This window comes from Methylobacterium sp. NMS14P (assembly GCF_028583545.1).
Taxonomy (GTDB): Bacteria; Pseudomonadota; Alphaproteobacteria; order Rhizobiales; family Beijerinckiaceae; genus Methylobacterium.
Map to the genome: position 1 here is coordinate 3,223,725 of NZ_CP087106.1, position 14,587 is coordinate 3,238,311.

Annotated in this window: 13 protein-coding genes; 5 read left to right on the forward strand and 8 right to left on the reverse strand. The window is 71.9% G+C overall.

Translation table 11 applies throughout. The annotated features are described in order from the left end of the window. Positions 1 to 3 precede the first annotated feature (3 nt). From LOK46_RS15535 to LOK46_RS15550, 4 genes are read right to left on the reverse strand one after another with little or no spacing between them, the layout of a single operon-like run. The gene (locus LOK46_RS15535) at positions 4 to 777 is read right to left on the reverse strand and encodes an ABC transporter permease (protein ID WP_273558531.1); all 774 of its coding nucleotides are present in this window, start codon (positions 775 to 777) and stop codon (positions 4 to 6) included. Then, positions 774 to 1,745: an ABC transporter permease gene (locus LOK46_RS15540; RefSeq protein ID WP_273558533.1), complete on the reverse strand. Its 972-nt coding sequence runs from the start codon at positions 1,743 to 1,745 to the stop codon at positions 774 to 776. The genes LOK46_RS15535 and LOK46_RS15540 overlap by 4 nt, the downstream gene beginning before the upstream one ends. Beyond that, positions 1,742 to 2,800 (reverse strand): ABC transporter ATP-binding protein, encoded by a 1,059-nt coding sequence (locus LOK46_RS15545; RefSeq protein WP_273558535.1) that lies wholly within the window; start codon positions 2,798 to 2,800, stop codon positions 1,742 to 1,744. The genes LOK46_RS15540 and LOK46_RS15545 overlap by 4 nt, the downstream gene beginning before the upstream one ends. Positions 2,801 to 2,804: 4 nt before the next feature. Continuing rightward, a complete protein-coding gene (locus tag LOK46_RS15550) occupies positions 2,805 to 3,491 on the reverse strand; it encodes a Crp/Fnr family transcriptional regulator (protein WP_012319827.1) in 687 nt (228 codons plus the stop codon). Positions 3,492 to 3,736: 245 nt separating this feature from the next. On the opposite strand from LOK46_RS15550, the gene LOK46_RS15555 reads away from it, so the two are divergent. Continuing rightward, the gene (locus tag LOK46_RS15555) at positions 3,737 to 4,639 is read left to right on the forward strand and encodes a UDP-3-O-acyl N-acetylglycosamine deacetylase (RefSeq protein ID WP_273558539.1); all 903 of its coding nucleotides are present in this window, start codon (positions 3,737 to 3,739) and stop codon (positions 4,637 to 4,639) included. A gap of 21 nt (positions 4,640 to 4,660) precedes the next feature. On the opposite strand, the gene LOK46_RS15560 is transcribed toward LOK46_RS15555, so the two are convergent. After that, positions 4,661 to 5,725 (reverse strand): HD-GYP domain-containing protein, encoded by a 1,065-nt coding sequence (locus tag LOK46_RS15560; protein WP_273558541.1) that lies wholly within the window; start codon positions 5,723 to 5,725, stop codon positions 4,661 to 4,663. A gap of 262 nt (positions 5,726 to 5,987) precedes the next feature. On the opposite strand from LOK46_RS15560, the gene LOK46_RS15565 reads away from it, so the two are divergent. Continuing rightward, positions 5,988 to 7,853, forward strand: a complete 1,866-nt coding sequence (locus LOK46_RS15565; protein ID WP_273558543.1) for an ABC-F family ATP-binding cassette domain-containing protein — start codon at positions 5,988 to 5,990, stop codon at positions 7,851 to 7,853. A gap of 75 nt (positions 7,854 to 7,928) precedes the next feature. Here the strand turns inward: LOK46_RS15565 and LOK46_RS15570 are convergent, their stop codons facing one another. Continuing rightward, the gene (locus tag LOK46_RS15570) at positions 7,929 to 9,233 is read right to left on the reverse strand and encodes an aspartate aminotransferase family protein (RefSeq protein WP_273558545.1); all 1,305 of its coding nucleotides are present in this window, start codon (positions 9,231 to 9,233) and stop codon (positions 7,929 to 7,931) included. Between the two features lie 92 nt (positions 9,234 to 9,325). Between LOK46_RS15570 and LOK46_RS15575 the strand changes: the two genes are divergently transcribed. Then, on the forward strand, positions 9,326 to 10,180 hold the full coding sequence (locus LOK46_RS15575; protein WP_273558547.1) for a LysR substrate-binding domain-containing protein: 855 nt from the start codon (positions 9,326 to 9,328) through the stop codon (positions 10,178 to 10,180). Between the two features lie 67 nt (positions 10,181 to 10,247). Here LOK46_RS15575 and LOK46_RS15580 read toward each other — a convergent pair whose 3' ends face one another. Further along, positions 10,248 to 10,913, reverse strand: a complete 666-nt coding sequence (locus LOK46_RS15580) for a hypothetical protein (RefSeq protein ID WP_273558549.1) — start codon at positions 10,911 to 10,913, stop codon at positions 10,248 to 10,250. Positions 10,914 to 11,631: 718 nt separating this feature from the next. On the opposite strand from LOK46_RS15580, the gene LOK46_RS15585 reads away from it, so the two are divergent. Together LOK46_RS15585 and LOK46_RS15590 are read left to right on the forward strand one after the other, a co-directional pair. Then, on the forward strand, positions 11,632 to 12,696 hold the full coding sequence (locus LOK46_RS15585) for a WcbI family polysaccharide biosynthesis putative acetyltransferase (protein WP_273558551.1): 1,065 nt from the start codon (positions 11,632 to 11,634) through the stop codon (positions 12,694 to 12,696). 80 nt (positions 12,697 to 12,776) lie between these two features. Continuing rightward, complete coding sequence (locus LOK46_RS15590; RefSeq protein WP_273558553.1) at positions 12,777 to 13,805, forward strand: alpha/beta fold hydrolase; 1,029 nt, start codon at positions 12,777 to 12,779, stop codon at positions 13,803 to 13,805. On the opposite strand, the gene LOK46_RS15595 is transcribed toward LOK46_RS15590, so the two are convergent. After that, positions 13,774 to 14,508 (reverse strand): RibD family protein, encoded by a 735-nt coding sequence (locus LOK46_RS15595; RefSeq protein WP_273558555.1) that lies wholly within the window; start codon positions 14,506 to 14,508, stop codon positions 13,774 to 13,776. The two genes, LOK46_RS15590 and LOK46_RS15595, sit on opposite strands and share 32 nt — an antisense overlap. Between the last annotated feature and the right edge of the window lie 79 nt (positions 14,509 to 14,587).

Here is a 14,587-nt window from a genome sequence, read left to right on the forward strand (position 1 = left end):
CGCTCAGTTCTGTCCGCGGCGGGCGGTGAGCCAGGACGCCAGCAGCACCGCGACGCTCACCAGCCCGACGAGGAGCGTCGAGGCCGCGTTGATCTCCGGATTCACGCCGAGCCGGACCTGGCTGTAGAGCCGCATCGGCAGGGTGGTGGAGCCCGGGCCGGAGACGAAGCTCGCGATCACCAAGTCGTCCAGCGACAGGGTGAAGGCGAGGAGCGCGCCGGCCGCCAGCGCGGGCGCCAGCAGCGGCAGCGTCACGGTCATCAGCACGCGCCCCGGCGCCGCGCCGAGGTCGGCCGCGGCCTCCTCGAGGGACCGGTCGAGGCCGCGCAGGCGCGCGCCGACGACCACCGCCACGAACCCGGTGCAGAAGGTCGTGTGCGCGATGACGATCGTCACGAGGCCGCGGTCCAGCCCGATCCCGATGAACATCAGCAGGAGCGACAGCCCGATCATCACCTCCGGCATCACGATCGGCCCGAACACGAGCCCCGTGAACAGGGCGCGCCCGCGGAAGCGACCCCGCCGCTCCAGGGCGAGGGCCGCCAGCGTGCCGAGGATCGTGGCGAGCAGGCTCGCGAGGAAAGCGACCTTGAGGGAGACCCAGGCGGCTGAAAGGAGCGGCGCGTCGGCGAGCAGGGCGCCGTACCAGCGGGTCGAGAACCCGCCCCAGACCGTCACCATCGGCGAGGCGTTGAACGAGTACACGATCAGCACCACGATCGGCCCGTAGAGGAAGCCGAGGCCGGCCACCAGGGCGGTGCGGGTCACCCAGGTCACGGCGCCTCGCCCTCGCCCGCGCGCAGGCTGTCCCGGAACAGCACCACCGGTCCGATGACGATGGCGAGGATCAGCACGGCGACCGCCGAGGCCAGCGGCCAGTCGCGGTTCGAGAAGAACTCGGTCCAGAGCACCCGGCCGAGCATCAGCGTCTCAGACCCGCCGAGCAGGTCCGGGATCACGAACTCGCCGACCATCGGGATGAAGCACAGCCCCGCGCCGGCCGCGATCCCCGGCAGGCTGAGCGGCACGGTCACGGTCCAGAACACCCGGCTCGGCGAGGCGCCGAGATCCGCCGCGGCCTCGCGCAGGGCCGGATCCAGGCGGTTCATCACCGCGTAGAGCGGCAGCACCATGAAGGGCAGGTAGGCGTAGACGAGCCCGACGATCACCGCCACGTCGGTGTTGAGGATCGTCAGCGGCGCGTCGATCAGGCCGAGCCGGCGCAGGGCGAGATTGAGCAGCCCCTCGGGCTTCAGGATCGCGATCCAGGCGTAGATCCGGATCAGGAAGCTCGTCCAGAACGGCACGATCACCAGCGCCACGAGGAGCGGCTGCCAGCGCGCCGGCGCCCGCGCCAGGGCGTAGGCGAGCGGCGTCCCGAGGGCGACGAGGATCAGGCTGGCGACGCCCGCGTAGGTGAGGGAGCCGAGGGCGGCGTCGCGGTAGAGGGGGTCGGCGGCGAGCGTCAGGTAATTGTCGAAGTTGAGGGCTTCGAGGAAGGCCGACCAGCCGTCGAGCCCGCCGCGCCAGTCGAGGAGCGGCAGGTAGGGCGGGATCGCCGTCGCCGGCTCCGACAGGCTGATCTTGAGGGTGATGGCGAAAGGCAGCAGGAAGAACGCCGCCAGCCACAGGAAGGGCGGCAGGCGCACCAGCCGGTCGAACAGCCGGGAGCGCTTCCGATCGCGCGCGGGCCCGGTCCCCGGCTTGCCGGCCGCGCGGTCGGCCTCCGACGCGCCGGCCGTCATGCCGGCAGGATCACGGCGGCGTCGGCCGGGAAGCTGGCCCGCGCGTCGGAGCCCGGCGCCGCGCCGGCCTCCGCGGGCCGACCGCTCGCCCGCAGGGTCGCGCCGTCGGGCAGGCGCAGCGTCCGGCGCACCCGGTCGCCCAGGAACACGGCGTCGGCGACGACCACCGGCAGCCCCTCGGCGCCCAGCACCACGTCCTCGGGCCGCACCGCGATCACGACTGCGGCCCCCTCCGCGAGCGCGGCCTCCGCGACGCCCCGCACGGGGCCGTGCGCGGTCTCGACCGTGCGGACCGTGTCGGCGCCTCCGGCGCCGATGCGGCCGGGGATGAGGTTCACGTCGCCGAGCAGGCCGGCCACGAAGCGGCTCGCCGGGCGGCGGTAGAGGTCGGCCGGCGGTCTGACCTGGATGAGGCGGCCCGCCTCCATGACGCCGATCCGGTCGGCGAGCATCATCGCCTCCTCGGGATCGTGCGTGACGACGACGAAGGCGGTGCCGAGGCGGCGCTGCACCGCGCGCAGCTCGCCCTGCGTTTCCTCGCGCAGGCCGCGGTCGAGCGCGCCGAGCGGCTCGTCGAGCAGCAGCAGCTTCGGCTGCCGGGCGAGCGCCCGGGCCAGGGCGACCCGCTGCCGCTGACCGCCCGAGAGCGTCTCCGGGCGACGGTCGCCGAACCCGTCCAGGCGCACGAGCTTGAGCAGCTCCGACACCCGCTGCGCCGAGGCCGGGCGGCCGAGGCCCTTCAGCCCGTAGCCGATATTGCCCGCCACGCTCATGTGCGGGAACAGGGCGTAGGACTGGAACATCATGTTGACCGGCCGCCGATGGGGCGGCAGCGCGGTCAGGTCCTGCTCGCCCAGCAGGATCCGTCCCGAGGTCGGACTCTCGAAGCCCGCGATCATGCGCAGGAGGGTGCTCTTGCCGCAGCCGGACGGGCCGAGCAGGCAGAAGAACTCCCCCGCCTCGAGGTCGAGGGAGACGGTGTCCACGGCCCGATGCGTGCCGAAGCGCTTGGTCAGCTCCTCGAGCCGCAGGCGCGGCGCCGGCCTCTCGGACAACGGATCAGGAATCCTCGCGCAGCGCCTCGGCCACGCGCGCTTCCAGGAGGTCCGGTCGGCGCAGGACCAGGGCCCCGCGGGTGCGGTCGACCAGTCCCTCCGCCGCCATCGCGGTGAATTCCCGGGTCACCTGCTCGCGGCGGCAGCCGATCCGCGCGGCGAGGACGTGGTGATAGGGAGGGGGCGAGACCACCCGCTCGCCCGCCGTACCGGTGCGGGGCACGGAGAGGCGCAGCAGCTCGGCGTAGAGCCGGTGCTTGAGGTCGAGCAGGGCGTGCTCCATCAGCCGCGTGTTCAGCTCGCGCACGCGCTTGGCCAGGAGCCGGAACAGCCTGTCGGCGATCGCCTCCGAGGCGAACACGATCTGCCGGAAGACCGGCGCCGGCACCACGCAGACCTCGCCGCGCGTCAGTGCCGTGACGTTGGCCGAGCGGCCGATCCCGTCGATGGCGGCGAGCTCGCCGAAGAACGCCCCGCCCCGCATCTCGCCCAGGATGACTTCCTTGCCGGACTGGGTCCGGTTCAGGATGCGGACCTCGCCCGAGGCGATGAAGTACACGTCGGTTGAGATGTCGTCGAAGTCGACGAGGACCTCGTTCTCGTCGAAGCGGCGCCAGTGGCAGCGGGGCTCGTAGGGGCTGAGCTCGATGCCGGGATCCTTGAAGAAAGGTATTGTCCCCAACCGCGCCATCGATCGTGTTCCCTCAACTCCGGCACCCGTCCCTGCCCTGACGGGGGCCGGCCAGCAGATCTGGGGACGGGAGCAGCCCGCACAGTGAAGCCGCGCCCCGCCGGGGCGGTGCTGGATCGATCGGGCGGCGCCAATCGTGACGGTCGCGGGCTGGGCGGTCAAGCCGCGTGCCGATGAACAGGAGTTTATTAGCGTGGATCAGGTATGAGGGCTAAATTCCTGGCCCGCCGAGGCGGGCAGTATCGATGCACCAAGACGTTCCCTTCCCGCGCGCGACATCCTCCACCGGTCCCCGCCAGCAGGCGACCCTCGCGCTCCCCTTCGAGCGGTCGGGGCGCAGCCTCCATTCCGGGCGTCACGCCACGGTCCGCGTCAGCCCCGCCCCGGCCGGCCACGGCATCGTCTTCCGCCGCCACCTGAGGGACGGTCGGGCCGTCGACGTTCCTGCCCACTGGCACTACCGGGAATCGCAGCCGCTCTCCTCGGCGCTGCGGCGCGACGGCGTCCTGGTGCGCACGATCGAGCACCTGATGGCCTCGCTCAGCGCGCTGCGGATCGACAACGTGCTGGCCGAGATCGACGCGGACGAGCTGCCGATCTTCGACGGGAGCGCGACGCCCTGGTGCGAGGCGATCCGGGCCGCGGGCCGGCGCGAGCAGGGCCTGCCCTGCCGGGTGATCCGCCTGCTGCGCACGGTGGCGGTCGAGAACGGGCGGCGGCGCCTGCAGATCGAGCCGGGCGCCGGCCTGCACATCACCGGCCACGTCGCGCTGGCGCATTTCGGATCGATCGACTGGTCGGGCACGATCACGGCGGACAGCTTCGAGCGGGAGATCGCGCCGGCGCGCAGCTTCGGGCGCTACGTGCGCGCCATGGCGGGTCGCGCCTACGGCTACATGATGCGGAACGACTTCCTGCAGGGCGTCTCGCCCCGCTCGGCAGCACTGCTGGTGCGCGGGCACGTGCTGGGCGGGATGCGCGTCCCCGGCGAGCCGGTCCGCCACCGCATCCTCGACCTCGTCGGCGACCTCGCGCTGGCGGGCCACCCGGTCGAAGGTCGGCTCTCGGCGTTCCACACGGGGCACGAGTTGAACCACGCCCTCGTCGCCGCCCTGATGCGGGACGGCAAGGCCTGGGAACTCGTCTGAGGGGCCGGTCGGGGCTCGGTCTCAGGCGGAGGCGCGATGGGGCGTCTCGCAGGCGACCGCGACCGCACCGAAGGCGCGGACGAGGTCCGCATCGAGCTTCGCCCGCATCGACTCGAGGATGGCGTAGGCCTCGCGCGGGGCCTTCGGCGCCTTGTAGGGGCGCGCCTCGATCAGCGCGGCGAAGATGTCGGCGATGGTGATCAGGCGGACGAGGTCTGGAATCTGCTGCCCACGCAGCCCGTCCGGATAGCCCGACCCGTCGAGATACTCGTGGTGCGAGCGGACCACCGACAGGGTCAGCGCGTCGTAGTCGCCTGTCAGCAGCATCTCGTGTCCGAGCGCCGGGTGGCGAGCCATCTCGGCGCGCTCCGTCGGTGTCAGCGGCGCGGGCTTGTTCAGGATCGCGAGGGGGATCTTGGCCTTTCCGATGTCGTGGAGCAGCGCGCCTTTGACGAGGTACCGCGAATCCGCCTCGTTGAGCCCCAGGACGCGCGCGAACTCGGCCGCGATTCCGGCCACGCTCAGGCAGTGGCGGTGCGTGACGTCGTCGAAGTTCGCCACGACCCTGAGCCATTCGCGCACCTTGGCTTCGCGGATCGCCTGGTTGACCAAGTCGGCTCCGTTCTCGACCAGCGCGGCCGGGGGGGCCTGATCGGCGCGGAACAGGCTGACGAAGGCCGAGCGGGCCTCGTTCACTTGCTCCCGCCAGCTGCCGGTCTGTGGCGGGGCCTTGGCGGTGCCGATCAGAGTCGCGACCGCGTTCAGCAGCATGGCGCTGGCCGCGGAGGCCGGCATCGCGCGGGTCGCGCCGAGGGCGGTGGCCTGTATCTCGCCGCGACCGAGGTTGCCGTGGATCAGGGCCAGGAACGGGATGCCGGGCCCGCGCGCGGTGGACAGCGCCTGGCGCAGGCGCCGCACCGATTCGGAGGTCAGCGCGCTGACATCGCTGATGATCAGCGCGGCACCCTGCGGCGGGGTGGCGTCGCCGTAGAGGTCGTGCAGCACCACGGACGTGCCGCCGCCGAGATTGCGCGCGAGCCGCTCGCCGCGCTCGACATCATCGGTCAGGATCAGGGTCTGGCCCAAGATCTCCCCCTGTGGCTGGCCCACCGCCCGGGCGCTTCATCCACCAGTGTGCCGAAGCTATAAGACCCGTGAACAAGCTATCGTCGGCTATATGCGCAGCACGCGCGGCAGATTTGACGGCATTCCGTTAAAATTCCGACTTCCGAAATCGGTGTTCGCGTCTCCTATTAGACGTTGTGCTCGGGAGCCGAATCGCCGCGAGAGGGTGGTCCGCGCGGAGGGGGCGCTTGCCTCGCGGCGTCCGGATCGCCAGAACGCCGGCATGCTGCGCGTCAACGACCTCACCTATCGCATCGGCGACCGTCTGATCCTCGATTCCGCGAGCTTCACGATCCCGGAGGGCGCCCGCGTCGGGCTGGTCGGGCGCAACGGGGCCGGCAAGACCACCCTGTTCAAGGCCATTCTCGGCGACCTACCGGTCGACGCGAAGTCGGTGGCGCTGCCCAAGGGCATGCGGATCGGCGCCGTGGCCCAGGAGGCGCCGGCCGGACCGGAGACGCTGCACGCCGTCGTGCTGGCGGCCGACACGGAGCGCGCCCGCCTGATGGCGGAGGCCGAGCACGCGGACGGGCTGCGCCGGGCCGAGATCGAGACGCGGCTCGTGGATATCGGCGCCCACTCGGCGCCGGCCCGGGCCGCCGCGATCCTGCACGGCCTGGGCTTCGACGCGGCGGCCCAGGCGCGGCCCTGCTCGGATTTCTCCGGCGGCTGGCGGATGCGCGTGGCGCTCGCAGCCGTGCTGTTCTCGGAGCCGGACCTGCTGCTCCTCGACGAGCCGACCAACTACCTCGACATCGAGGGCACGCTCTGGCTGTACGATTACCTGGAGCGCTACCCGCGCACCGCGATCATCATCAGCCACGACCGCGACCTGCTCGACACGAGCGTCGACCATATCCTCCACCTCGATCGCGGCAAGCTGACGATCTACCGCGGCGGCTACACCAGCTTCGCCAGGCAGCTCTCGGAGAAGCGCGTTCTCCAGGCCAAGGCGAAGGCCAAGCAGGATGTGGAACGCGCGCACCTGCAGAGCTTCATCGACCGGTTCAAGGCCAAGGCCACCAAGGCGCGGCAGGCCCAGTCGCGGATGAAGCGGCTCGCCAAGATGGAGCCGATCGCGGCGCTGCTCGAGGACGACGTGCCAGTGATCCACCTGCCGAGCCCCGAGAAGCCGCTGTCGCCGCCGATCGTCGCGATGGAGCGGGTCAAGGCCGGCTACGGGGACCGGATCGTCCTGACCGGCCTCGACCTCAGCCTCGCGCCGGACGACCGGGTCGCGCTGCTGGGCGCCAACGGCAACGGCAAGTCGACCTTCTGCAAGCTGATCGGCGGCCGGCTCGGCCCCGTCGCCGGCGAGGTGAAGCGGTCCTCCAAGATGGAGGTCGCCTACTTCGCCCAGCACCAGCTCGACGAGCTGCGCCCCGCCGAGAGCGCCTACGCGCATGTCCGGACCCTGATGCCGGACGTGCCGGAGGCGAAGGTGCGCAGCGCCACGGCGCGGCTCGGCTTCGGTGCCAACAAGGCCGACACGCCGGTCGAGAAGCTGTCGGGCGGCGAGAAGGCGCGGCTGCTGATGGGGCTCGCGGCCTTCCACGGCCCGCACCTCCTGATCCTCGACGAGCCGACCAACCACCTCGACATCGAGAGCCGGCAGGCCCTCGTGGAGGCGATCAACGACTACGAGGGCGCCGTCATCCTCGTCTCGCACGACCGCTTCCTGGTCGAGGCCTGCGCCGACCGGCTCTGGCTGGTCGCGGACGGCACGGTGAAGACCTTCGACGGCGACATGGACGATTACCGGCGCTTCGTCCTGTCGGGGCCCGAGCGCGAGGCCGAGCGCGAGGCCGAGCCGTCCGGCGGGCAGAAGGCCGAGGCGCGCCGCGCCGGCGTCGAGCGCCGCGCGGCCCTCGCCCCCCTGCGCAAGCGGCTGGAGGCGATCGAGGCCCGCATGGCCAAGCTGACCGCGGCGATCCAGAAGATCGACGCGGCCCTGGAGGACGGGTCCGCGTTCCGGGAGAACGCCGCCAAGGCCGGCGAGATCGCCAAGATGCGGTCGGACGCCGCGACCGCGCTGGCCGCGGCCGAGGAGGAGTGGCTGACGGTCAGCACCGAGATCGAGGCGGCCTGACGCGCTCGCCCGCGAGGCTCGGTCGGGCGCGGGCCGGCCAGCCGGTCGGCGCGGACGACCGGCGCGTCGGCAACCTTACACCGAACCTTCGATCGCCCGTTCCAGGATGTCGACACCGAGGTCGATCTCCGCGTCCGTCGCGGTCAGCGGCGGGGCGATGCGGAACACGCCGCCCATGCCGGGCAGCTGCACGATGTTCATGCTCAGCCCGAGCTCGAGGCAGCGCCGCGTGATCGCGTCGCCGAGCTCCGGCGCCGGCACCTTCGTGTCCCGGTCGGCCACGATCTCCATCCCCTGCAGGAGCCCGCGCCCGCGCACGTCGCCGATGCAGGCGAAGCGCTGCTGCAGCGCCCGCAGCCGCGCCGCCAGCCGCGCGCCGGCCGCCTCGGCCCGGCCGACCAAGTCGTCGCGCCGGACGATCTCCAGCACCTTGAGCCCGACCGCGGCGGGAAGCGGGTCGGAGACGTGCGTCGTGTAGAACAGGAAGCCGCGGGCGTGGCAGAGATCCTCGATCTCCGGGGTGGTCAGGACCGCCGCGAGGGGCAGGCCGGCGCCCAGGGTCTTCGACAGGGTGAGGATGTCGGGCACCACCCCGTCGCGCTCGCAGGCGAACATCAGGCCGGTGCGGCCGATGCCTGTCTGGGCCTCGTCGAGGATCAGCAGCATGCTCCGCTCGGTGCACTTGCGCTTGAGCGCCGCCAGGTAGCCGGGCGGGAGTTCCAGGATGCCGCCGGAGCTCAGGATCGGCTCGGCCAGGAACGCCGCGAGGTTGCCGGTCGACTGCCGGTCCACCATCGCGAAGGCGTAGTCGAGCTCGGTCTGCCAGTCGGCGTCCCCGTCCCGCGCGAAGGTCGGGCGGTAGGCGTTGGGGGCCGGGATCGCGAAGGACCCGACGGGAGCCGGGCCGTAGCCCTTGCGGCCGGCGCTGTAGGTGGCCGAGGCGGCGCCCGCCGTCATGCCGTGCCACGACTGCGCGAAGCTCACGATCTCCCAGCCGCCGGTGGCGAGCTTGGCCATGCGCAGGGCGGCCTCGTTGGCCTCGGCGCCGGTGGTCAGGAGAAGCACGCGCTCCAGCCCGCCGGGGGCGAGGTCGGCCAGCTCCGTCGCCAGGTCGACCACCGGCCGGCTGAGCATGCCGCTGAACAGGTGATCCAGGCGCCCGACGTGGTCCGAGACGACGGCGGCGATCTCGGGATGCCCGTGACCCAGGATCGCGCTCATCTGGCCGGAGGTGAAGTCCAGGATCTTCCGGCCGTCCGCGTCGTAGACGAAGCTGCCCTCGGCCCGCTCGATGATGACTGGCGCGAAGGCGCCGCCGTAGCGCACCAGGTGCCGGCGGGCACGCGTCCAGAAATCGGGGTCGTCGTTCCGCGTCGTCATCGATCCGGGTCCCGTGGCAGGCCCCGCCATGCTAGGACGGCCCGTGACCCCAGAGAAGCTTATAGTTCTGAACCGAGGGTTCAGGGATCCTGATGGCCCAGAGCCTCGACATCGATCTGCTGCGCAGCTTCGCCACGGTGGCGGAGACGGGTGCGCTGAGCCGGGCCGCCGAGCGGGTCGGGCGCAGCCAGGCCGCCCTCAGCATGCAGATGAAGCGGCTGGAGGATCTGGTCGCGCAGCCCCTGCTGCGCCGGACCGGCCGCGGCGTGGTGCTCACGGTCCAGGGCGAGCGCCTCCTCGTCCACGCGCGCCGGATCCTGGCCTCGCACGACGACGCGGTGGCGGAACTGTCCGGCGGCCGCCTCAACGGCACGCTTAGGTTCGGCTGCCCGGACGATTACGCGCAGGCCTTCCTCCCCACCCTGCTGCGCGGCTTCGCGCACCTGCATCCCGACGCGGCGATCGAGGTGGTCTGCGCCGCGACGCCGCGCCTGGAGGATCGCCTGGGCCGCGGCGGGCTCGATCTGGCCCTCGTCTCCGTCCCGCTGGCGGCCGGGCGGGAGATCCTGCGGCGCGAGGACCTCGTCTGGGTCGCGCCGCGCGGCGCCGCGGCGCTGTGGCCCGACCCACTGCCGCTCGCCCTCGGCGACCCCGACACCCTCGACCACCGGTCGGCGCGGGCCGCCCTCGACGAGGCCGGGCGCGCGTACCGGATCGCTTACGCGAGCGGCAGCCTGTCCGGACTGTTGGCGGTGGCGCGCTCCGCCCAGGCGGTCGCGGTGCTCACCCGCGCCGCGGTCCCGCCCGACCTGCGCATCCTGACCCGGAGCAGCGGCCTGCCCGCGCTGCCGCGCATCGGCCTGACGATCCGCCTGGACGCGGCGCACGCCGCGCCGCTGACCCGCGCCTTCGCCGCCCACATGCGCGCGATCCTGCCGACGCTCTGATCGTGGAGGTGCGCCCCGAGCGCCTTTGTCCGAGCCTGGCAGGCCGCGGCCGGTCCCGAGCGCGGCCCTAGCCTTCCCCGTCCGGTTTCCGCCAGACGACGACGATCTCGTCGTTGTCGACGTTGATCCAGTTGATGTGCGTCCGCGGATGGGCTTGGCGGATCGTCTCGAAATGCGCGCTGTTGCAGAGGAGGTAGATGTCGCTCCCGGTGTCGTCCAAGCCCGCCTCGGCGTCGTGCAGGACCGAGCGGAGGCTCGGACCTGGCACTTGCACGGCCCGGAGCTTCCGGCCGGCCGATTCCGGAAAGGCCGCGCTCCAGGCCGCCGTCACCCGCGGATTGTCGTACACCACGACCGTGTCGGTGCCGACGAGCCGGGACGGGCTGTGATCCAGCCGGACATCCTCGCTCCAGTTGCGATAGGCGGCGCCGATCGTCTTCGTCGTCTCCGGCGACACGACCGGCGTCGTCGCCGTGGCCGTCGCGATCGCCGCGGCGGCGACCTGCGTGCCGCGCCGGTCGGTCACGTCGAGCGCGGCGTCGATCACCTGGATCCGGTTCTCGACCAGGGCGAAGACGGCTTCGGCCGCCTCCGGCGTGAGCGTGTAGATCGACCGCGGATCCGGCGCCGCGACGGGCTTCACGTCGTGCGCCGGCGCGAGCGCGACCGCCTCGGCGGGGAGCGCCTTCTGGGCACTCGCCGTGATCGCGGCCATCGGAGGTACGTAATCCATCGCAGTCTCCAGCTTTTCCTCCGACGCGGAACCCGGCCTCCAACCCGCGCAGCACCGTCGCACCAGCATCTACCGGCTGCCTACGGCCACGCGGCGTGGGCATTGACGACCGTCAAGGCGATGCGGAGCGTCGCGACCCCGGGCGTGCGGCGGCCGCGCTGCACGGACGGCTCGGCCCGAGACCAGCCGTCCAGGCTGGTCGGTCCGGAGCCCACCGCGCCTGCCGGAGCGGCCGTTTAGGCGGGGTGACGGCGAGAGAGGGACCACCTCGGTCATCGAGGGCCCGCCGGTCCTCATGACCGCGAGCGCCCCATCCGCGAGCTTCATGCCTCGTTGAATCGGATTTGTAGCCAAGGACTTGACTCTGTCAATATTACACAAGTTGAATCACTGTGTCGTTGCGTTCTCTGCTTGCCCGGCGCGGGGTCTAATGCAAGACTGATACTGGCTCGATGGATGTTTTGCTTGGCTTCATCGCAGAATGACAGGGACGCGTCTCGAGTATTCGAAATCGTCAGATGTGCCATTGTGAGCCTCAGCGATCCACAGGTGGCGGGGGCTGCCGTCACGTTCGTTGCGCCCCGCGGATCTCGCAGCCCGTCCCGCGGCCGGCTCCTCGAGCAAGCCTGTCGCGGGGGCCGGATCGGCGGTCCGGCCCTGCGAGATCCGCATGGGTGCGGTGTTTGCCCGCGGCCCGCGGACATGCGAGAGAGACGCGATGTTGACCGTCGATAGCCTCTGGCGCGCGCGGCACCGGCTCGCGCAGTTCGGGAAGAAGCGGACAGGCTCGCCGCGAATCCTCGTGATCGGCGTCTGTCAGGCCGGATCCATCGCCAAGACGATGCGCTACCTGCTGCCGCACGCGCAGGTGGATTTCGTCTCGGCGTTCACGGCGTCGCGCCGGTTCCCGCGGCTCGCCGACCTGATGGCGCACGCGGACGGGTACGACCACGTCTTCACCAGCATCTACCTGCCCAAGTTCAAGGGCGGCGGCACGATCGACACGCTGCGGACGCATCCGAAGGTCCGCCTGATCCCCACCATCGTGTTCAGCGCCTACCATCCCGACCTGATCCACGTGGGCGTTCAGGATCACGTCACGCTCAACGGCCTGATCTCGGGGCCGATGGGGCACTCGCACTCCGCGATCACGCTGTTCGCCTACCTGTCGGGCTTCTCGCAGGCGCAGGCGCTGCGGCTGTTCTCCGAGCCGGCCTTCGAGCGCCTCGGATACTTCAACCTCTGGGACGAGTCGGTCGCGTACCTGCGCGGGCTCGGGGTACAGGCCGGGTACGATCTCGACACGCACCTCACGCGCTGGGCGCGTCGGGGCTGCTTCATGCACTCGATCAACCACACCAAGCTCTACGTCGTGGCCGACCTCGCCCGCGGCCTGCTGACCCGGGCCGGCGTGCCCTTCGAGGAATGCGACCTCGACGCGTTCCTCCCGGACGATCTCGGCGGCCAGGGCAGCTGGCCGGTCTATCCGGAGATCGCCCAGCACTACGGCGTGCCCGGCAGCGCGCTCTTCTTCAAGGCGGAGACGCGCCGGTCCGGCCCCGCGCGGACGATGAGCCGGCCAGAGTTCGTTGCCGCCTCCTACGCGAACTACGACCGGCGCGAGCGGAAGCTCCTGATCTCGCAGCGCGTTCAGGGCTGGCTCAACGATCCGCCCACGGTGGACTTCCTGCGCGAGTCCGCGGGCCGAGGCGACGCGCCGGCGCGGCCGGCGAGCCGGGCCCCGGCGGTGAATGCCGGCAGTCTCGCCGGCCACGCCTCGTAGCGACCGTCCGGGCACTTCCCCACGGTCCCGGCGTTGTCGCGCACGGCCCGCCGCCGCGGGATGGACGTCGAGGTGTTCCGATGAGTTCCGTGTCCCGCCATCGCGCCGGTCGCACCGCGACCGCGGCGGCCCTGACGCTCGTCGGCTCGGCGGCGGCCCTGGTCGGCTGGAGCGCGCTCGCGGTGAACCGGCGCATGACCCTTCCGCCCGCCCTGCCGGGCCGGCACGAGCGGCTCCGGACCCGCCGCGCCGGCGCGCTCTCGCTCTACGGGTCGACCGAGGCCGAGGGCGTCCCGCTCCTGCTGATCCACTCGATCAACGCCGCGGCCAATGCCTACGAGGTCCGGCCGCTGTACCTGCGATACCGCGGCACGCGGCCGGTCTACGCCCTGGACTTGCCGGGCTTCGGCTTCTCGGAGCGCTCGCGCCGCCGCTACACGCCGCGCCTGATGGTGGAGGCGATCCACGCGGCGGTCGACGAAATCCGGAGCCGACACGGCGGCTGGGCGATCGACGCCCTCGCCCTGTCGCTCTCGTGCTCGTTTCTGGCGCGGGCGAGCCTGGAGCGGTCCGACGCCTATCGCAGCCTCGCGCTGATCAGCCCGACCGGGTTTGACGCCCGGCTCTCCGGGGAAGGCCCGCCGGACGGTCACCGCGGCCGCGACTGGTTGCGCCGGGTCCTCGACCGCCCCCCTCTGGGGCGGCCGCTCTTCGACGCCCTGGTGACGCGGCCGAGCATGCGGTTCTTCCTGGAGAAGACCTTCGGCACGTCCGACATCGACGAGGGGCTGCTCGCCTACGATTACGCATCGGCCCACCAGGCCGGCGCCGAGCACGCCCCCTTCTGCTTCATCGCCGGCCACCTGTTCCCCACCGACGCGACGCGCCTGTACGAACGCCTGCGCCTCCCGGTCTGGATGGTGCACGGCGTGCGCGGCGACTTCGTCGACTACCGGCTGGTGCCGCGGGTCGCCGACCGAGCCAACTGGCGCGTCGACACCTTGCCGACCGGCGCGTTCCCCCATTTCGAGCAGCCGGAGGCGGTCGCGGCCGGCTACGACGCGTTCCTGGCAGGCATCATCCGCCTGCCGGCGGCTCGACCGGCGTGATCCGGTAGCGCAGCCACACGACACCGTCGGACAGGCGCTCGAGGGTCATCAGGTCGAGCTTGCGGCGGCTGCCCATGGTGTCCGCCTCCTCGCCGGCGAAGTCGAACACCGCCGGCGTTCCGCTGAGGCCATCGACCGCCGGCACGAGGAGCAGGCTCAGCTCGTCGATGAGGCCGGCCTTCAGCATCGAGCCGTTGATGTGGCCGCCGCCCTCGACGAGAAGCCGCTCGATCCCAAACAGGGCGCGCAGCTTCGCTGCCGCCAGGGGGAAGTCGACCGCTCGGTCGCCCGCGAACAGGTAGGATTGGCCGCCGGCCCGCAGAGCGCGCAGGTGCGAATCCGGCACGGATTCGGTGAGCACCACCACGACGTGGTCGCCCTCGATCGCGTCGCGCGCGCCCCAATCCAGGCGTCCCCGCGCGTCGAGGGCCACGGCGTAGCCGGGCGCGTCGCGGCGGGCGACGTGGTCCTCCCGCGGCACCGGCACGCCGTCGTCCGCGATCGGCTCCGGCAGCGGATCGGCGCTGTCGGCGTAGCCCTGCATGGTGACGCGCCCGCACATCCAGGCATCGCCGCTCAGCGCCCCGTGGACGCGCTCGTAGTGGCTGTCGGCGTCCAGCGTCTTCCAGCGCCGGACCTTGATCCGGCCGTCGACCGACGAGGTCATGTGACAGATCACGTAGGGGCGTTCGGCCGATGCCATGGACGATCCTCGTTCGGCGGGCCGGGGCCTGGCGCGCGGTCCACCGCGAAACTAGGAAGCGCGGTGGCGGGACCCACCG